Here is an 18433-nt window from a genome sequence, read left to right as displayed (position 1 = left end):
AGCCTGAAAAAGCGGTTGTGCTGCTTTGACAGGCATTCTGTAGCATTGGTCGGCGCGCCGCGGGCGCGTCTTTGCTTTATCAGATGGAGAGCGCTATGGCTTGGAATGAGCCGGGTGGCAACTCGAACAATCAGGATCCCTGGGGCGGCAAGCGCAAGGGCGGCGACCGCAAGGGGCCACCGGATCTCGACGAGGCCTTCCGAAAGCTGCAGGAAAGCCTGAATGGGTTGTTCGGTGGTGGCAAGAAACGCAGTGGTGATGGCAGCGGCAGTGGCGGCGGTTCGGGCAAGGGCGGCGGTTTCGGCCTGCTCGGCATCGGCCTGGTCGCGCTGCTCGCAATCTGGCTTTACAACGCCATTTATGTGGTCGACGAGCAGGAACAGGCGGTTATCCTGCGCTTCGGCAAGTACTACGAAACAGTGGGTTCGGGTCTGAACATCTATTTCCCGCCATTCGATCGCAAGTACCTCGAGAACGTGACGCGCGAGCGTGCGTACAGCAAGCAGGGCCAGATGCTCACCGAAGACGAGAACATCGTCGAGGTGCCGTTGACCGTGCAATACCGAATCACCAACCTGCAGGATTTCGTGCTGAACGTCGATCAGCCTGAAGTCAGCCTGCAGCATGCAACCGAAAGTGCCCTGCGCCACGTGGTCGGCTCGACCGCCATGGACCAGGTGCTGACCGAAGGTCGCGAGTTGATGGCCAGCGAAATCAAGGAGCGCCTGCAGCGTTTCCTCGATACCTATCGCACCGGTATCACCGTGACCCAGGTGAACGTACAGAGCGCTGCGGCGCCCCGTGAAGTTCAGGAAGCCTTCGATGACGTGATTCGTGCCCGTGAAGACGAGCAGCGTTCGCGCAACCAGGCCGAGACCTACGCCAACGGTGTGATTCCGGAAGCCCGTGGTCAGGCCCAGCGCATCGTCGAGGACGCCAACGGTTACCGCGATGAAGTCGTGTCCCGTGCCAAGGGTGAGGCAGACCGCTTCACCAAGCTGGTGGCCGAGTATCGCAAGGCGCCGGAGGTCACGCGTGAGCGTCTGTACCTGGACACCATGCAGGAAGTCTTCAGCAATACCAGCAAGGTGCTCGTGACCGGCGACAAGGGTCAGAACAACCTGCTTTACCTGCCATTGGACAAAATGATCGAAAGCAGCCGCAGTGGTTCGGCCTCGTCGGGCAATGGAGGTGCGACGGTGATCGCAGATCCGGGTTCCCGGGCCGCCGATACGCAACAGCAACGTGAAACGCGCACCAGGGAGACTCGCTGATGAGCAATAAATCTCTGGTCGCCCTGATCGTCTGTGCCGTACTGGCCGTGGTCGCGTGGAACAGCTTCTATATCGTCTCGCAGACCGAGCGGGCGGTATTGCTGCAATTTGGTCGTGTGGTCCAGGCGGATGTCGCGCCAGGCCTGCATGTGAAGGTTCCTTACGTGAACCAGGTTCGCAAGTTCGATGGTCGCCTGTTGACCCTGGACGCGCCGACCCAGCGTTTCCTGACGCTGGAAAAGAAAGCGGTCATGGTCGATGCCTACGCCAAATGGCGCGTGAAGGACGCAGAGCGTTTCTACACCGCGACATCGGGTCTGAAGCAGATCGCCGACGAGCGCCTGTCCCGCCGCCTGGAGTCCGGGCTGCGTGACCAGTTCGGCAAGCGCACCCTGCACGAAGCAGTGTCGGGTGAGCGCGATGCGTTGATGGCTGACATCACCGCTTCCCTGAACCGCATGGCCGAGAAGGAACTGGGCATCGAAGTCATCGACGTCCGCGTCAAGGCCATCGATCTGCCCAAGGAAGTGAACCGCAGCGTGTTCGAGCGCATGAGCACCGAGCGTGAGCGCGAAGCTCGCGAGCACCGCGCCAAGGGTAACGAGCTGGCCGAAGGCATCCGTGCCGACGCCGATCGTCAACGCCGCGTGTTGCTGGCCGAAGCCTATCGTGAGTCCGAGGAAGCCCGTGGTGACGGTGATGCACAAGCCGCCGCCATCTATTCCAAGGCCTACGGTCAGGATCAGGAGTTCTACGCGTTCTACCGCAGCCTGCGTGCCTACCGCGAAAGTTTCGCGAACAAGAGCGACGTGATGGTGCTGGATCCGGGCAGCGAGTTTTTCCGCTACCTGGAGAAAGCCAAACCGTAATCGCGCACGGTAATTGATGGCCCCGCCGGGCGGCAAAACTGTCCGGCGGGGTGATCCTGCGCCAAAACGTGTGTATGATGCGGCAGCCGGGAAATTCCCGGCTTTTTTGCGTCTACACGATTGATTGGCCGTGGCGTGTTTCGTGCGCGGCAGTTTTTTCGAGGACAGTGTTCGCAAAGCTGCGAGACAGAAGGCTCAGGCGCAAACGCCCTGAAAACGACGTCCGCAGGGCACTGTCTGCTTCACTCAAGGCCCGCCCGAGGGTTGGCCGCCCGGATCATAGGGGAAAGGCGTAATGGCAACGGTTGACCGCTGGCTGCTGCCGGATGGCATCGAGGAAGTACTGCCGCCGGAAGCTGCGCGCATAGAAGTGGCGCGTCGTCAGGTGTTGGATCTGTTTCAGAGCTGGGGCTACGAATTCGTCGTCACCCCGCACATCGAATACCTCGAATCACTGCTCACAGGTGCTGGCCAGGATCTGGATCTGCGCACCTTCAAGGTGGTCGACCCGCAGTCGGGCCGGCAGATGGGGTTCCGTGCGGACATCACCCCGCAGGTCGCCCGGATCGACGCGCACACCCTGCGCCGCGAAGGCCCGAGCCGCCTGTGCTACGCCGGTAGCGTCCTGCATGCGCAGCCTCGCGCCCTGTCGTCCTCGCGCAGCCCGATCCAGTTGGGTGCCGAGTTGTACGGCGACGCCAGCCCAAGCAGCGATGTCGAAGTCATCAGCCTGATGCTGGCTATGCTTCAACTGTCGGACGTGCCTGATGTCCATATGGACCTGGGCCATGTCGGTATCTACCGTGGCCTGGCCCGTGCGGCCGGTCTGTCGGGCGAAGTCGAGCAGCAGCTGTTCGATGCCCTGCAGCGCAAGGCCATCGACGAAGTCGTGACCTTGACCGAAAACCTGCCAGCGGATCTGGCCGCCATGCTGCGTGCATTGGTCGATCTGTGCGGTGGTCGTGAAGTGCTCGCCGCTGCCCGTGACCGTCTGGCCAAGGCGCCGGCACCGGTCATCGAGGCACTGGACGATCTGCTGGAAATCGCAGAGCGTCTGTCGGCCCGCTTCCCGGATCTGCCGCTGTACTTCGACCTGGGTGAGCTGCGTGGTTATCACTACCACACCGGCGTGGTGTTCGCGGTATTCGTTCCGGGTGTTGGCCAGTCCATCGCCCAGGGCGGTCGTTACGATGATATCGGTGCCGACTTCGGTCGTGCGCGTCCGGCAACGGGCTTCTCCACCGATCTCAAGACCCTGGTCACGCTGGGGCAGGCACAGATCGAGCTACCGTCTGGCGGTATCTGGATGCCTGACAGCACCGATGCGGCACTCTGGCAGAAAGTCTGCCAGCTGCGCAGCGAAGGTGAGCGCGTGGTCCAGGCGTTGCCGGGCCAAGAGGTCTGCGCAGCGAAAGAAGCCGACTGTGATCGGCAATTGATTCAGCATGGCGAGCTTTGGCAGGTAATGCCGCTGGCCTCTTGAGTTTTCCAGTCGGCTGCAGCCGGCACCAAGTTTGCGTGAATGAGGACAAGTGTTATGGGTAAGAATGTCGTAGTCCTGGGCACCCAGTGGGGTGATGAGGGCAAAGGCAAGATCGTTGATCTGCTGACCGAACATGCTACCGCGGTAGTTCGCTATCAAGGCGGCCACAACGCCGGTCACACCCTGGTGATCGATGGCGAGAAAACCGTCCTGCACCTGATTCCGTCCGGTGTCCTGCGCGAAGGCGTGCAGTGCCTGATCGGTAACGGTGTGGTCGTGGCGCCTGACGCACTCATGCGTGAAATCACCAAGCTGGAAGAGAAGGGCATTCCCGTGCGCGAGCGTCTGCGCATCAGCCCGTCCTGCCCGCTGATCCTGTCGTACCACGTGGCGCTGGACCAGGCCCGTGAAAAGGCCCGTGGCGAGCAGAAGATCGGCACCACCGGTCGCGGCATCGGCCCGGCCTACGAAGACAAGGTTGCACGCCGTGGCCTGCGCATCGGTGACCTGTTCCACCGCGAGCGTTTCGCCGCCAAGCTGGGCGAGCTGCTGGACTACCACAACTTCGTGCTGGTCAATTACTACAAAGAGCCTGCAATCGACTTCCAGAAGACTCTGGACGAGTGCATGGAATACGCCGAGCAGCTCAAGCCGATGATGCTGGACGTCACCGCTGCGCTGCATGAAATGCGTCGTGCCGGCAAAGACATCATGTTCGAAGGCGCCCAAGGTTCGCTGCTGGACATCGACCACGGTACCTACCCGTACGTCACCAGTTCCAACACCACGGCTGGCGGCATCGCCACCGGTTCCGGCGTCGGCCCGATGTTCATCGACTACATCCTGGGCATCACCAAGGCCTACACCACTCGCGTCGGTTCCGGTCCGTTCCCGACCGAACTGTTCGACGACGTCGGCGCCTTCCTGGCCAAGCGTGGCCACGAGTTCGGTGCGACCACCGGCCGTGCCCGTCGTTGCGGCTGGTTCGACGCCGTCATCCTGCGTCGCGCCATCGACGTCAACAGCATCTCGGGCATCTGCCTGACCAAGCTGGACGTACTGGACGGTCTTGAAACCATCAACATCTGCGTGGGTTACAAGAACGAAAACGGTGCCGTGATCGAAGCTCCGACCGACGCCGACAGCTACATCGGCCTGGAGCCGGTGTACGAGCAAGTGCCAGGCTGGAGCGAATCGACCCTGGGCGCCAAGACCCTGGAAGAGCTGCCAGCCAACGCCCGCGCTTACATCAAGCGTCTGGAAGAGCTGGTCGGCGCACCGATCGACATTATTTCGACGGGCCCGGATCGCAACGAAACCATCGTTCTGCGTCACCCGTTCGGTTGATAAGTCGTTGATGCACAAACAAAGGGTCGCTCAGGCGGCCCTTTGTTTTGCCTGCGATATCCCTCTTTCGATTACGGCACAACACTTGCTGTAAATACCGCCAGAAAAGACGCCATCATTTTAGTGGCGCTTGCGCTGGGGGATCTCCTGTGTCTGCCGTTCTGTCGCTTTTTCGCAGCCGCTTGCTGCGCCCCGTATTCATTGCCCTTGGCATTGCCCTTTTGGTGCAGGTGCTGGTTGCGCTCGCCCTGACCCGGAGCACGGTCACGGCGCTGGAGTCCGATCTCGCCGCGCGCCTGGGTGTAGATTCGCAACACTTGTCCGGGGAGCTTGAGCAGGCAAGCCGCGACGTAACATCGAGTCTGGACAGCCTTTCGCAGAATACCCGCCAGCGCTTGAGCGCAGGGCTCTCTACGCGCCTGAAGGACGAGCAGAAGCAACTGCGTGCGACGCTGGAGAAGGATCTGAAGGATTCGGCGACAGACATGGCCGAGCTTCTCGCAGCGGTCGCGCCCCGCGCCATGTGGGACAACGATACGCCGACGCTTTCCGAGTTCGCCCGCCGTGCCCAGCGCAATCCCAACGTGCTGTTCGTGGTGTACGACGACGCTCAGGGCGAACACCTGACCCGCTACCTGAACCGCGACAGCGAGGCGATCAAGTCGCTGCTGGCCAAGGGCGATGGCGAGCGTGCCATGGACAAGGTGCTCAATGCCGCGCAGAAAGACCCGCAGGTGTACTACGTCGAGGCGTCCATCAGCCCCAATGGCGTCGAGATCGGCAAGGTGCGCATGGGCGTTTCCACGGCCTCGGTCGAGACTGACCTGGCGGCGCTGGACAAACGCTTCACGGCGCTGATCGGCAGTGGCGAGCAACTGGTGTCCGAGAGCCTGGGTGGTGCTGCGGCGGAGAGTTCCGGCGCGCTGCGTGCGCGGCTGCAAACGGCGCAAGGCTCGGCCACGGCGATGGCGACCAATACCCGTTCAGCGGTTCAAGAAGCGGCAGAGGCGCTGCGCCTGAAAATAGGCGTGGGTCTGGCGCTGGTCGGGTTCGGCGTGTTGATCGTGCTGGCGGTGGTGTTGGGGCGCCGGGTCGTGCTGCGTATCCAGTTACTCAACCGTGCGCTGGATGATCTGGCGGCGGGAGAGGGCGACCTGACCAAGCGGGTCAAGCTCAACAGCAATGACGAGATCGGTGACATGGCGGCTGCCGTGAACCGTTTCGTCGACAAGTTGCAGCCCATCGTGCGTGAGGCCGGGGATGTGGCGCAGCAGACGGGCGTCGAAATCGGTGCGATGAGCAAGCGCAACGCCGGGGCCGATGCTGCGGCCGAACTGCAGCGCGATGAAGTAGCGGCCAGTTTGCAGGCGCTGTCGCACATGGCCGACGAGGCGCAGGCTGAAAGCAAGGCGATGCAGGCGGCCTTGCAGCAAGTGGTGGATATCCGCCAGGCAACCGATGAAAACACCCGCACCTCCGCGCAGGTGGGCAATCTGATCGAGGCGCTGGCCGGACAGGTCGAAACCGGGTCGCAGGTGATCGAGCGCCTCGCGCAGCAGAGCGAACAAATCGAGGTGGTGCTGGAAGTGATTCATGGCATTGCCGAACAGACCAATCTGCTGGCTCTCAACGCGGCGATCGAAGCGGCGCGGGCCGGGGAAACCGGTCGCGGCTTTGCCGTGGTGGCGGATGAAGTGCGGGCGCTGGCCAGCAAGACGCAAAGCTCGACCGGTGACATTCAGGAACATATCGCGAAATTGCAGTCAGGCGCGAAAGAGGCCGTGGCCACCATCGGGCTGGCCGGGCGTCAGGCCAAGGAAGGGTTAGCCGTATTGCGCGACAGCGCGCGTCTGCAGCAAAGCGTGCAGACGTCGGTCGAGCAGGTGCATGCGGCAATAGGCCTGGCCACGCGTGCGGCCGAGCAGCAGGCGCAGGGTGCGCAAGCGGTGCGTGGGCGTGTCGAGGTTATTCATGCACAGGCAGAGAAGGCCGCGCAGGCGGTGGTAGAGACGACGGCCAGTGGCAAGGCGCTGGACAAACTGGCGGCGCAGCTCAAGGCGAGCCTGGGGCAGTTCCGGGCATAACAGGATGCCATATCGCATTTCGTAGCAGTCCGGCTTGCCGGCGACGGCGGCGTGTCAGTCAGCATATGCGGCGCTGACACACCGACGCCGGCAAGCCGGACTGCTACGTGAGTGAGGCTGGTGAGATTTTCCAAACCCCAGAAAGCACAAAACCGAGCACTTGGCTCGGTTTCGTTTTTGTTTGGTGCCCAGGAGAAGACTCGAACTTCCACGACCGTAAGGTCACCAGCACCTGAAGCTGGCGTGTCTACCAATTTCACCACCTGGGCATGGCGCTGATTTAATTAGATTTTTCGTTTTAATGCAACATAAATTTGAGAAAAATTAGCGCGAGATGGATTTTTTGCAGAATGCGCCCAAAAGGAGGCGGGCGAGAAGGGCGGTCGCTGTTCGCAATCGCGCAAGTCGGGGAATGGACTAGGCTGGGAGATGGTTCTGCTGCGGGTTTTTTCAAACCCCGGAAAGCACAAAACCGAGCACTTGGCTCGGTTTCGTTGAATTGGTGCCCAGAAGAAGACTCGAACTTCCACGACCGTAAGGTCACCAGCACCTGAAGCTGGCGTGTCTACCAATTTCACCATCTGGGCAATTCGCTGATTTCATTCGACTATTTGTTTAAAAAGCCGCTTGATTTCAACTACAACGTGGCGTGTGCCGTCGTTGTGGGGCGCATCTTACGGATGGGAATCGGGGCTGTAAACCCCCGAAGTGAAATTTTTTTTGAAATAGCGAAAAGACTCAGCAAACGCTGCCTTCGCGTTTCAATCGGGTATATGCCAAACTAATTGCATACAGATAAGGTGAACTCATTCTAATGGCCGATTGGCAGTCCCTCGATCCCGAGGCCGCTCGTGAAGCGGAAAAATACGAAAACCCCATCCCAAGCCGCGAACTGATCCTGGCGCACCTCTCCGAGCGCGGATCACCCGCAGCCCGTGAAGAGCTGGTCGCAGAGTTCGGCCTGACCACCGAAGATCAGATTGAGGCCCTGCGCCGGCGCCTGCGCGCCATGGAGCGCGATGGCCAACTGATCTACACCCGCCGCGGCACCTACGCGCCGGTGGACAAGCTCGACCTGATCCTGGGCCGCATCAGCGGTCACCGCGACGGCTTCGGCTTCCTGGTCCCGGACGACGGTTCGGACGACCTGTTCATGAGCCCGGCGCAGATGCGCCTGGTGTTCGATGGCGACCGTGCCCTGGCACGGGTTTCGGGCCTTGATCGTCGTGGTCGTCGCGAAGGCGTGATCGTCGAGGTCATCTCCCGCGCCCACGAAACCATCGTCGGTCGCTACTTCGAGGAGCAGGGCATCGGTTTCGTCGTCGCCGACAATCCGAAGATCCAGCAGGAAGTGCTGGTCACGCCGGGCCGCAACGCCAACGCCAAGATCGGCCAGTTCGTCGAGGTGAAGATTACTCACTGGCCGACGCCGCGCTTCCAGCCTCAGGGCGACGTGGTCGAAGTCGTGGGCAACTACATGGCGCCGGGCATGGAAATCGATGTCGCGCTGCGTACCTACGACATCCCTCACGTCTGGCCTGAAGCAGTGCTCAAGGAAGCCGCCAAGCTCAAGCCCGAAGTGCAGGAGAAGGACAAGGAACACCGCATCGACCTGCGCCACCTGCCGTTCGTCACCATCGACGGCGAAGACGCCCGCGACTTCGACGACGCGGTGTACTGCGAAGCCAAGCCGGGCAAGCTGCGCCTGTTCTCCGGTGGCTGGAAGCTGTACGTGGCCATTGCCGACGTCTCCAGCTACGTGAAGATCGGCTCGGCGCTGGATGCCGAATCCCAGGTGCGCGGCAACTCCGTGTACTTCCCGGAGCGCGTGGTGCCGATGCTGCCTGAGCAGCTGTCCAACGGCCTGTGCTCGCTCAATCCGCTGGTCGACCGTCTGGCGATGGTCTGCGAGATGACCATCTCCAAGACCGGCGAAATGACCGACTACGTGTTCTACGAGGCGGTGATCCATTCCCATGCACGCCTGACCTATAACAAGGTCAGCACGATGCTGGAACACCCGAAAACCGCCGAGGCCAAGCAACTGCGCAGCCAGTACGGCGAAGTCGTGCCGGACCTCAAGCAGCTCTATGCGTTGTACAAGGTCCTGCTGGGCGCCCGTCATGCCCGCGGCGCGATCGATTTCGAGACCCAGGAAACCCGGATCATCTTCGGTTCCGAGCGCAAGATCGCCGAAATTCGGCCGACCACCCGCAACGACGCTCACAAGCTGATCGAAGAATGCATGCTGGCGGCGAACGTGGCCACCGCGCAATTCCTCAAGAAGCACGAGATTCCTGCGCTGTACCGCGTCCACGACGGCCCGCCGCCGGAGCGCCTGGAAAAACTGCGTGCCTTCCTCGGTGAGCTGGGCCTTTCCCTGCACAAGGGCAAGGACGGTCCGTCGCCGAAGGACTACCAGGCGCTGCTGGAAAACATCAAGGACCGTCCGGATTACCACCTGATCCAGACCGTCATGCTGCGCTCGCTGAGCCAGGCGGTTTACACCTCCGACAACAACGGCCACTTCGGCCTGAATTACGAGGCGTACACCCACTTCACCTCGCCGATTCGCCGCTACCCGGACCTGCTGACCCATCGGGCCATTCGCAGCGTCATTCACTCGAAGCAGGACACCCCGCACGTTCGTCGTGCTGGTGGTTCGACCATCCCGAAAGCGCGGATCTACCCGTACGATGTGGCGGCGCTGGAGCAGTTGGGCGAACAGTGCTCGATGAGCGAACGCCGTGCCGACGAGGCCACGCGCGACGTGACCAACTGGCTCAAGTGCGAGTTCATGAAGGATCGCGTGGGCGAGTCGTTCCCGGGCGTGATCACGGCTGTGACCGGCTTTGGTCTGTTCGTCGAGCTGACTGACATCTACGTCGAGGGGCTGGTGCACGTCACCGCGCTGCCGGGCGACTACTACCATTTCGACCCGGTTCATCACCGTCTGGCGGGTGAGCGCACCGGTCGCAGCTTCCGTCTGGGTGACACCGTCGAAGTGCGGGTCATGCGCGTCGATCTCGACGAGCGCAAGATCGACTTCGAAATGTCCGACAAGGCCGCTGTTTCGCCGACGACCCGCAAGCGCAAGGCCGCAGAGCCTGCGCCTGTCGAGAAGGCTGCGGAAAAGACCAGCTCCTCTCGCCCGAGCCGTCGTGCCGCCAAGGAGCCTGTGGTCGAGGCCTATCGCCCAAGCGATGCGGCAGCCAAGAACGCCGAAGTGCGCAAGAGCCGCGAGATGAAAAAAGCCCTGCTGGCTGAAGCGAAGGGTGGTAGCAAGGCGTCGTCGGGAAAGCCGTCCCGGAGTGACTCCGCTCCTGCCGGCAAGTCGGCAAAACCGAGTAAACACCGTAAAGGCCCGCCAAAATCGGGCTCGGCTCCGGCTGCCAAGAGCGGCGGGGCGCGTAAACCTAAGGCGAAGTCATGAGTCAGCTGGAAAAAATCTACGGCGTTCACGCGGTAGAAGCGTTGTTGCGTCATCACCCCAAGCGGGTCAAGCAGATCTGGCTGGCTGAAGGCCGCAGCGACCCGCGCGTCCAGGTGTTGATCGATCTGGCGGCGCAGAACCGTGTGTCGGTTGGGCAGGCCGAGCGCCGTGAGATGGACGCCTGGGTTGAAGGCGTTCACCAGGGCGTGGTGGCGGATGTCAGCCCAAGCCAGGTCTGGGGCGAGGCGATGCTCGACGAGCTGCTGGACCGTACCGAAGGCCCGCCGCTGATTCTGGTGCTGGACGGCGTGACCGACCCGCACAACCTCGGCGCCTGCCTGCGTACTGCCGATGCGGCCGGTGCGCTGGCGGTGATCGTGCCCAAGGACAAGTCCGCGACCCTGACTCCGACCGTGCGTAAAGTGGCGTGCGGCGCGGCGGAAGTGATTCCGCTGGTGGCCGTGACCAACCTGGCGCGCACCCTGGAAAAACTCCAGCAGCGCGGCCTGTGGATCGTCGGCACGGCGGGCGAGGCCGAACAGGAACTGTATCAACAGGACCTGACCGGGCCGACCATCATGATCATGGGCGCCGAAGGCAAAGGCATGCGCCGCCTGACCCGCGAGCACTGCGACTACCTGGTGCGCTTGCCGATGGCTGGCAGCGTCAGCAGCCTGAACGTGTCCGTGGCGACCGGTGTCTGCCTGTTCGAAGCGATGCGCCAGCGCAGCGCCAAGGCTGCTGCCAAAAAATAACCGTTGTAGGAGCGCGCTTGCCCGCGATTGCGTTGGGTCAGATAACGCAATGTTGCATGACGCACCGCAGTCGCGGGCAAGCGCGCTCCTACAGGCTGTCTGTTCTGCTCAAATATTCACCAATTTCCTTGCGCCGATTCAGGCCCTTCTCTACAATTGCGCCCCTTGCTGTCATGGCAGGCGCTCATGTGCCTGTCTCTGTGCAAGATAAACCAGTGTTATTCACTCCTTGTCTGACCGCTTTGGCGGCAGGCTACAACCCGTAAGGAGCATTCATGCGTCATTACGAAATCATCTTTCTGGTTCACCCGGACCAGAGCGAGCAAGTCGGCGGCATGGTTGAGCGTTACACCAAGCTGATCGAAGAAGACGGCGGCAAGATCCACCGTCTGGAAGATTGGGGCCGTCGTCAACTGGCCTACGCAATCAACAATGTTCACAAGGCTCACTACGTGATGCTGAACGTTGAGTGCACTGGCAAGGCCCTGGCCGAGCTGGAAGACAACTTCCGTTACAACGATGCCGTGATCCGTAACCTTGTCATCCGTCGCGACGAAGCCGTTACCGGCCAGTCCGAAATGCTCAAGGCTGAAGAGAACCGCAGTGAGCGCCGTGAGCGTCGCGACCGTCCTGAGCACTCCGACGCTGAAGGCGTTGACAGTGATGACAGCGACAACAGCGATAACGCTGACGAGTAATCCACGGACCTTTTGAGGAGCCTATTACATGGCACGTTTCTTCCGTCGTCGTAAGTTCTGCCGCTTCACCGCAGAAAACGTTAAAGAGATCGATTACAAAGATCTGAACACCCTGAAAGCCTACGTATCCGAAACCGGCAAGATCGTTCCTAGCCGCATTACCGGTACCAAAGCTCGTTATCAGCGTCAGCTGGCTACCGCTATCAAGCGCGCCCGCTTCCTGGCCCTGCTGGCCTACACCGACAGCCACGGCCGCTGAGACCAGGTTCAGTCGACAAAAACGCAGTAAGGGATAAATCGCATGCGCGCCATGGCTGACTACATCATGCGCGGTCGCGTGCAGGCCACTCTGGTAGTGGCTGGATGTGCGGCGTTGCCGCTGTTGTTCTGGTTGAGTGCTGCCGCAGGGTGCCTTGTGCTCCTGCGACGCGGATTGAGCGACGCCTCTGGCGTGCTCGTCTGGGCTCTACTGCCGGCCTTGGTCTGGTGGTATTTCGGTGATCCCCGCATCTTGATGGTGTTGTTGGGGTCATGGGGGTTGGCGGCTTCATTGCGCGCCAGCGAGTCCTGGGTTCGTGTGCTGCTGGTCAGCGTAGGGCTTGGGTTGTTGTACGCAGTGGTTCTGGGGGCGGTTTTCCGCGAGCCCATCGAAGCGCTGGCAGTGGCGATGCAAAAGCTGCTGCCCCATGTCTTCGGTGATGTCTACCAACAGATGTCGGTAGAAGAGCGAGCGCGTCTGGGAGCACTGATTACACCGGTCCTTAACGGCCTGATAGCTGCGGTGTTGCAGATCGTCAGCGTGGTATGCCTGATTCTTGGGCGGTACTGGCAGGCGCTGTTGTATAACCCGGGCGGTTTCGGACGCGAATTTCGCAGCCTGAAACTCCCGCGGGCACCGATGCTGGTGCTGCTGGTGTGCATGTTGGTTGCGCCGAATTTCGGCCCGCAACTGGCGATGCTGACACCGTTGTGCAGCGTGCCGCTGGTGTTCGCAGGGCTGGCCCTGATTCACGGACTGGTGGCTGAAAAGCACCTGGGACGGTTCTGGCTGGTGGGGTTGTACGTCACGTTGTTGCTGTTCATGCAGCTGATTTATCCGTTGCTGGTGGTGTTTGCCATTGTCGACAGCCTGATTGATTTTCGCGGCCGTCTGGCGTCGAAAGATGCCGATAACGGTTCTGCGAACGGTGAAGGTTAAAGTTAAGAGGTTATTACCAAATGGAACTCATCCTGCTGGAAAAAATCGCCAACCTGGGCAACCTGGGCGACAAAGTAAACGTTAAGGCTGGTTACGGCCGTAACTACCTGCTGCCTTTCGGCAAAGCTACCGCTGCGACCGCTGCCAACCTGGCCGCTTTCGAAGAGCGTCGTGCTGACCTGGAAAAAGCTGCTGCCGACAAGAAAGCTTCGGCTGAAAGTCGTGCTGCTCAACTGGCGGAGCTGGAAGTGACCATCACTGCCACCGCCGGTGACGAAGGCAAGCTGTTCGGTTCGATCGGTACCCACGACATCGCTGACGCACTGACCGCCTCTGGCGTTGAAGTGGCCAAAGCTGAAGTTCGTCTGCCGAACGGCACCATCCGTAACGTTGGCGAATACGACGTTGCCGTGCACCTGCACAGCGATGTTGAAGCTACCGTTCGCGTAGTTGTGGTGGCTGCTTAAGCAGTTTGATTCCCGCACCCTGGTGCGGGAGTCCGACCGACTGGCGACTCGTTCGCCGACTGGTCAGCAAGGGGCGCGTTCCTGTTTTTCGGGTCGTGCCCTTTGTCATTTCTGACGTATCCTGATTCAAATCCCTGATTCCGTGTGGCCATGAACGATATCTCCGCTCCCGAGCAATACGATCTGCAAACCGCTGCCCTGAAGGTGCCGCCGCATTCCATCGAGGCCGAACAGGCCGTGCTCGGTGGTCTGATGCTGGACAACAACGCCTGGGAACGCGTGCTGGATCAAGTGTCGGACGGCGATTTCTATCGTCATGACCACCGCCTGATTTTCCGCGCCATCGCCAAGCTGGCCGACCAGAACCTGCCCATCGACGTCGTGACCCTGGCCGAGCAACTGGACAAGGAAGGGCAGACCTCGCAAGTGGGCGGCCTGGGCTACCTGTCGGAGCTGGCGAAGAACATTCCGTCGGTCGCCAACATCAAGGCCTACGCCCAGATCGTTCGCCAGCGTGCGACCCTGCGCCAGCTCATCGGCATCAGTAACGAAATCGCCGACAGCGCGTTCGACCCGCAAGGTCGTACCGCCGAAGAGATTCTCGACGAGGCCGAGCGGCAGATCTTCCAGATCGCCGAGGCGCGGCCCAAGACCGGCGGCCCGGTAGGGGTCAACGATCTGTTGACCAAGGCCATCGACCGTATCGACACCCTGTTCAACCTGGGCGAGGGGATCACCGGTCTGTCCACCGGTTACACCGACCTGGACGAGAAGACCAGCGGCCTGCAGCCAGCCGACCTGATCATCGTGGCCGGCCGTCCGTCGATGGGCAAGACCACCTTCGCCATGAACCTGGTGGAAAATGCGGTGCTGCGCAGTGAAAAGGCGGTGCTGGTGTTCTCGCTGGAGATGCCAGGTGAGTCGCTCATCATGCGTATGCTGTCTTCGCTGGGGCGTATTGACCAGACCAAGGTCCGTTCCGGCCAACTGGACGATGACGACTGGCCGCGCCTGACGTCGGCGGTCAACCTGCTCAACGACCGCAAGCTATTCATCGACGATACGGCGGGTATCAGCCCGTCGGAAATGCGCGCCCGCACCCGACGTCTGGTGCGTGAGCATGGCGATATCGGCCTGATCATGATCGACTACCTGCAGCTGATGCAGATTCCAGGCTCCAGCGGTGACAACCGGACCAACGAGATTTCCGAGATTTCCCGGTCCCTGAAAGCCCTGGCCAAGGAATTCAATTGCCCGGTCGTCGCGCTCTCGCAGCTCAACCGCTCCCTGGAACAGCGCCCGAACAAACGCCCGGTGAACTCCGACTTGCGCGAATCCGGAGCGATCGAGCAGGACGCCGACGTGATCATGTTCGTGTATCGGGACGAGGTCTACCACCCGGAAACCGAGCACAAGGGCGTGGCCGAAATCATCATCGGTAAACAGCGTAACGGCCCGATCGGCTTCGTACGGCTGGCGTTTATCGGTAAATACACCCGCTTCGAGAACCTGGCGCCGGGTAGTTACAATTTTGATGATGATGAGTGATGTTGGCTTGAGGCCGCTACATTGATGCCCTTTGGGCCTTGTCGCGGGCAAGCGCGCTCCTACATTTGCTGAAACGTGCCGCGCTCTGTCAGGCCATGGCACGTTGCAAAAAATGTAGGAGTGCGCTTGCCCGCGATGCGCCCGAAGGGCATCAATGTAACAATCCCAACCCAACCACAAATCCGACCCACACCGTCGGATTTGATCAAAAAATGTGCTATCCTCCGCGCCCGCGATTTTTCACGAGAAGATCGCCTCCCTGATTACGAACACTGGTCATCGACATGCAAGCAGCCAAGCCGTTATTTGACTATCCAAAGTACTGGGCCGAATGTTTCGGGCCTGCGCCTTTCCTGCCGATGAGCCGGGAAGAAATGGATCAGCTTGGCTGGGATTCCTGCGACATCATCATCGTCACCGGTGATGCCTACGTTGACCATCCGTCGTTCGGCATGGCGATCATCGGCCGGCTGCTGGAGTCCCAGGGCTTCCGCGTCGGGATCATTGCCCAGCCGGACTGGCGCAACAAAGACGACTTCATGAAGCTGGGCGAGCCGAACCTGTTCTTCGGCGTCGCGGCCGGCAACATGGACTCGATGATCAACCGCTACACCGCGGACAAGAAAATCCGCTCCGATGACGCCTACACGCCAGGCGGCATGGCCGGCAAGCGTCCGGACCGTGCGAGCCTGGTCTACAGCCAGCGCTGCAAGGAAGCCTACAAGCATGTGCCGATCATCCTTGGCGGCATCGAGGCTTCGCTACGCCGCATCGCTCACTACGACTACTGGCAGGACAAGGTCCGCAATTCGATCCTGATCGACGCCAGCGCCGACATCCTGCTGTACGGCAACGCCGAGCGCGCGATTGTCGAAGTCGCCAACCGTCTGTCCTACGGCGAGAAGATCGAGAACATCACCGACGTGCGCGGCACCGCGTTCATTCGTCGCGACACGCCTGAGGGCTGGTACGAAGTCGATTCCACGCGCATCGACCGGCCGGGCAAGGTCGACAAGATCATCAACCCGTACGTCAACACCCAGGACACCCAGGCCTGCGCCATCGAGCAGGAAAAGGGCGAGGTTGAAGACCCGAACGAAGCCAAGGTCGTGCAGATCCTGGCGAGCCCGCGCATGACCCGTGACAAGACGGTGATCCGCCTGCCGTCCATGGAAAAAGTGCGCAACGACCCGGTCCTCTACGCCCACGCCAACCGCGTACTGCACCTGGAAACCAACCCGGGTAACGCCCGTGCGCTGGTCCAGAAGCATGGCGAAGTGGATGTCTGGTTCAACCCGCCACCGATTCCGATGACCACCGAAGAAATGGACTACGTGTTCGGCATGCCTTACGCACGTATCCCGCACCCTGCGTACGGCAAGGAAAAGATCCCGGCCTACGACATGATTCGCTTCTCGGTGAACATCATGCGTGGCTGCTTTGGTGGCTGCACCTTCTGTTCGATCACCGAGCACGAAGGCCGCATCATCCAGAACCGCTCCCACGACTCGATCATTCGTGAAATCGAAGAAATTCGTGACAAGGTTCCAGGCTTCACCGGCGTCATTTCCGACCTCGGCGGTCCGACCGCGAACATGTATCGCATCGCTTGCAAGAGCCCGGAAATCGAATCCGCGTGCCGCAAGCCGTCCTGCGTGTTCCCTGGCATCTGCCCGAACCTGAACACCGACCACTCGGCGCTGATTCAGCTGTACCGCAGCGCCCGCGATTTGCCGGGTGTGAAGAAGATTCTGATCGCGTCCGGCCTGCGCTATGACCTGGCTGTCGAGTCGCCTGAGTACGTCAAGGAGCTGGTGACCCACCACGTCGGCGGCTACCTGAAGATCGCCCCGGAGCACACCGAGGAAGGCCCGCTCAACCAGATGATGAAGCCGGGCATTGGCAGCTATGACAAGTTCAAGCGCATGTTCGAGAAGTATTCGAAAGAGGCGGGCAAGGAACAGTACCTGATCCCGTACTTCATCGCGGCGCATCCAGGCACCACCGACGAAGACATGATGAACCTTGCGCTGTGGCTCAAGGGCAACGGTTTCCGCGCTGATCAGGTGCAGGCGTTCTACCCTTCGCCGATGGCCAGTGCCACCGCCATGTACCACTCGGGCAAGAACCCGCTGCGCAAGGTCACCTACAAGAGCGACTCGGTCACCATCGTCAAGAGCGAGGAGCAGCGCCGCCTGCACAAGGCCTTCCTGCGCTACCACGACCCCAAAGGCTGGCCGATGCTGCGTGAAGCACTGGAACGCATGGGCCGTTCGGACCTCATTGGCCCGGGCAAGCACCAGTTGATCCCGCTGCACCAGCCGGACACCGACAGCTACCAGAGCGCCCGTCGCAAGAACTCGACGCCGGCTGGCAGCCACAAGGTCGCCAAGACCACCAAGATCCTCACCCAGCACACCGGTCTGCCGCAGCGTGGCAGTGACGGCAGCAAGCCGTGGGACAAGCGCGAAGAAGCCAAGGCCGCCGCCGCAGCCCGCAACAAACAGGCCGCCAAGGACCGCGCCGACGCCGCCAAGGGCGGTAAGGGCGGCAAGAAGCCATCCCGGCAGCCAGTCTTCCCGCGCTAAGCGGTGTCCCCACAAAAACGCCAGCCTTCGAGCTGGCGTTTTTGCATCTCAGATCTTCACGTTTTCGCGGATGTTCCAGCCGTATTTGACTGCGCCACCGTCCTTGCTGCCATCGGCTTTCTGCGGTTGGTAGCTGACCTCGACCTTGCCGAAGTTCAGGGAGATGTCTTCGTTGATGATTTCATCGCTGCTGCCGGCGTTGGTGTTGCACGACGCGACCATGACTTCCTTGAGCGTGATAATCATGTACTCCACCGGACTGCTACCGCCAGCCTTGCGCACAGTGAGCGTGGCTTCCGGATAGTGCTTGCCGCTGGAGCAGGCCATCATCAGGTTGGGCGAAGACTTGTCCAGTGACTTGGTCAGGCTCAGGTTGTTGATGCTGACCTTGCCCGCACCACCTCCACCGCCCTGATGCATGGAACCGGACTGCGCCATACCCCACTGGAACGAGTGGATGTCGATCTCCTCCTTGTGCACGCTGTCTCTTGACTCGCCCTTGATGTCGCCCAATTTCAAAAACATATCGATAGCCATGAACACTCCCTGAAAACAGTCGTCGACGAATTGTCGATGCGCACCTTTTCGCACTGGGCTTTGCAGATCAATACGCTGGGAGCAGAACAAGACCGTTCATACAAAACAAAGAAAAACTTCCTACATCTCTACAGTGTGTCGGTGCCTATTCT

At 60.9% G+C, this 18433-nt stretch carries 14 protein-coding genes and 2 tRNA genes; 13 read left to right on the top strand and 3 right to left on the bottom strand.

Annotated elements, in window-relative coordinates; translation table 11 throughout:
- The first annotated feature begins 95 nt into the window (after positions 1-95).
- From hflK to ACIPO9_RS16435, 5 genes are all read left to right on the top strand, one after another.
- Entirely contained in the window at positions 96-1274 is a 1179-nt protein-coding gene (hflK, locus tag ACIPO9_RS16455) for an FtsH protease activity modulator HflK (RefSeq protein WP_274131678.1), read from the top strand.
- Complete coding sequence (gene hflC / locus ACIPO9_RS16450; protein WP_274131677.1) at positions 1274-2143, top strand: protease modulator HflC; 870 nt, start codon at positions 1274-1276, stop codon at positions 2141-2143. The genes hflK and hflC overlap by 1 nt, the downstream gene beginning before the upstream one ends.
- A 295-nt stretch (positions 2144-2438) precedes the next feature.
- Positions 2439-3626 (top strand): ATP phosphoribosyltransferase regulatory subunit, encoded by a 1188-nt coding sequence (locus ACIPO9_RS16445; protein WP_274131675.1) that lies wholly within the window; start codon positions 2439-2441, stop codon positions 3624-3626.
- 54 nt (positions 3627-3680) lie between these two features.
- A complete protein-coding gene (locus tag ACIPO9_RS16440) occupies positions 3681-4973 on the top strand; it encodes an adenylosuccinate synthase (protein WP_274131674.1) in 1293 nt (430 codons plus the stop codon).
- Positions 4974-5122: 149 nt separating this feature from the next.
- On the top strand, positions 5123-7057 hold the full coding sequence (locus tag ACIPO9_RS16435; protein ID WP_400782110.1) for a methyl-accepting chemotaxis protein: 1935 nt from the start codon (positions 5123-5125) through the stop codon (positions 7055-7057).
- Between the two features lie 182 nt (positions 7058-7239).
- Here the strand turns inward: ACIPO9_RS16435 and ACIPO9_RS16430 are convergent.
- Together ACIPO9_RS16430 and ACIPO9_RS16425 are read right to left on the bottom strand one after the other, a co-directional pair.
- Positions 7240-7326 (bottom strand) — tRNA-Leu (locus ACIPO9_RS16430).
- A 231-nt stretch (positions 7327-7557) separates the two neighbouring features.
- Positions 7558-7644: transfer RNA gene (locus ACIPO9_RS16425), tRNA-Leu, on the bottom strand.
- A 227-nt stretch (positions 7645-7871) separates the two neighbouring features.
- On the opposite strand from ACIPO9_RS16425, the gene rnr reads away from it, so the two are divergent.
- The 8 genes from rnr to ACIPO9_RS16385 all read left to right on the top strand — a co-directional run bounded on the left by rnr (position 7872) and on the right by ACIPO9_RS16385 (position 17744).
- Positions 7872-10490 (top strand): ribonuclease R, encoded by a 2619-nt coding sequence (rnr, locus tag ACIPO9_RS16420; RefSeq protein WP_274131672.1) that lies wholly within the window; start codon positions 7872-7874, stop codon positions 10488-10490.
- The gene (gene rlmB / locus ACIPO9_RS16415) at positions 10487-11245 is read left to right on the top strand and encodes a 23S rRNA (guanosine(2251)-2'-O)-methyltransferase RlmB (protein WP_400605570.1); all 759 of its coding nucleotides are present in this window, start codon (positions 10487-10489) and stop codon (positions 11243-11245) included. The genes rnr and rlmB overlap by 4 nt, the downstream gene beginning before the upstream one ends.
- A 275-nt stretch (positions 11246-11520) precedes the next feature.
- Positions 11521-11943, top strand: coding sequence for a 30S ribosomal protein S6 (gene rpsF, locus ACIPO9_RS16410; RefSeq protein WP_062379020.1), 423 nt, complete (start codon positions 11521-11523; stop codon positions 11941-11943).
- 28 nt (positions 11944-11971) lie between these two features.
- Positions 11972-12202 carry a 30S ribosomal protein S18 gene (rpsR, locus tag ACIPO9_RS16405; protein ID WP_037015707.1) on the top strand — a complete coding sequence of 77 codons (231 nt, stop codon included), beginning with the start codon at positions 11972-11974 and terminating at the stop codon, positions 12200-12202.
- A gap of 42 nt (positions 12203-12244) precedes the next feature.
- Entirely contained in the window at positions 12245-13141 is an 897-nt protein-coding gene (locus tag ACIPO9_RS16400; protein ID WP_400782108.1) for a hypothetical protein, read from the top strand.
- A 20-nt stretch (positions 13142-13161) separates the two neighbouring features.
- Positions 13162-13608: a 50S ribosomal protein L9 gene (rplI, locus tag ACIPO9_RS16395; protein ID WP_274136092.1), complete on the top strand. Its 447-nt coding sequence runs from the start codon at positions 13162-13164 to the stop codon at positions 13606-13608.
- A gap of 150 nt (positions 13609-13758) precedes the next feature.
- Complete coding sequence (gene dnaB, locus ACIPO9_RS16390) at positions 13759-15156, top strand: replicative DNA helicase (protein ID WP_274136093.1); 1398 nt, start codon at positions 13759-13761, stop codon at positions 15154-15156.
- A gap of 284 nt (positions 15157-15440) precedes the next feature.
- On the top strand, positions 15441-17744 hold the full coding sequence (locus ACIPO9_RS16385; RefSeq protein ID WP_274136094.1) for a YgiQ family radical SAM protein: 2304 nt from the start codon (positions 15441-15443) through the stop codon (positions 17742-17744).
- 48 nt (positions 17745-17792) lie between these two features.
- Here ACIPO9_RS16385 and ACIPO9_RS16380 read toward each other — a convergent pair whose 3' ends face one another.
- Positions 17793-18281: an Hcp family type VI secretion system effector gene (locus ACIPO9_RS16380; protein WP_400605561.1), complete on the bottom strand. Its 489-nt coding sequence runs from the start codon at positions 18279-18281 to the stop codon at positions 17793-17795.
- Positions 18282-18433: the final 152 nt, after the last annotated feature.

Origin of the sequence: Pseudomonas sp. NPDC090203, assembly GCF_044746765.1 — a bacterium.
GTDB classification, from domain to species: domain Bacteria; phylum Pseudomonadota; class Gammaproteobacteria; order Pseudomonadales; family Pseudomonadaceae; genus Aquipseudomonas; species Aquipseudomonas putida_AD.
This window is presented reverse-complemented; position numbering and strand designations above follow the sequence as displayed.

What these genes read in the sequence shown, in the direction of transcription:
- hflK (WP_274131678.1), top strand. Translation starts at nt 96, where the DNA reads ATGGCTTGGAATGAGCCGGGTGGCAACTCGAACAATCAGGATCCCTGG.
- hflC (WP_274131677.1), top strand. Translation starts at nt 1,274, where the DNA reads ATGAGCAATAAATCTCTGGTCGCCCTGATCGTCTGTGCCGTACTGGCC.
- ACIPO9_RS16445 (WP_274131675.1), top strand. Translation starts at nt 2,439, where the DNA reads ATGGCAACGGTTGACCGCTGGCTGCTGCCGGATGGCATCGAGGAAGTA.
- ACIPO9_RS16440 (WP_274131674.1), top strand. Translation starts at nt 3,681, where the DNA reads ATGGGTAAGAATGTCGTAGTCCTGGGCACCCAGTGGGGTGATGAGGGC.
- rnr (WP_274131672.1), top strand. Translation starts at nt 7,872, where the DNA reads ATGGCCGATTGGCAGTCCCTCGATCCCGAGGCCGCTCGTGAAGCGGAA.
- rlmB (WP_400605570.1), top strand. Translation starts at nt 10,487, where the DNA reads ATGAGTCAGCTGGAAAAAATCTACGGCGTTCACGCGGTAGAAGCGTTG.
- rpsF (WP_062379020.1), top strand. Translation starts at nt 11,521, where the DNA reads ATGCGTCATTACGAAATCATCTTTCTGGTTCACCCGGACCAGAGCGAG.
- rpsR (WP_037015707.1), top strand. Translation starts at nt 11,972, where the DNA reads ATGGCACGTTTCTTCCGTCGTCGTAAGTTCTGCCGCTTCACCGCAGAA.
- ACIPO9_RS16400 (WP_400782108.1), top strand. Translation starts at nt 12,245, where the DNA reads ATGCGCGCCATGGCTGACTACATCATGCGCGGTCGCGTGCAGGCCACT.
- rplI (WP_274136092.1), top strand. Translation starts at nt 13,162, where the DNA reads ATGGAACTCATCCTGCTGGAAAAAATCGCCAACCTGGGCAACCTGGGC.
- dnaB (WP_274136093.1), top strand. Translation starts at nt 13,759, where the DNA reads ATGAACGATATCTCCGCTCCCGAGCAATACGATCTGCAAACCGCTGCC.
- ACIPO9_RS16385 (WP_274136094.1), top strand. Translation starts at nt 15,441, where the DNA reads ATGCAAGCAGCCAAGCCGTTATTTGACTATCCAAAGTACTGGGCCGAA.
- ACIPO9_RS16380 (WP_400605561.1), bottom strand. Translation starts at nt 18,281, where the DNA reads ATGGCTATCGATATGTTTTTGAAATTGGGCGACATCAAGGGCGAGTCA.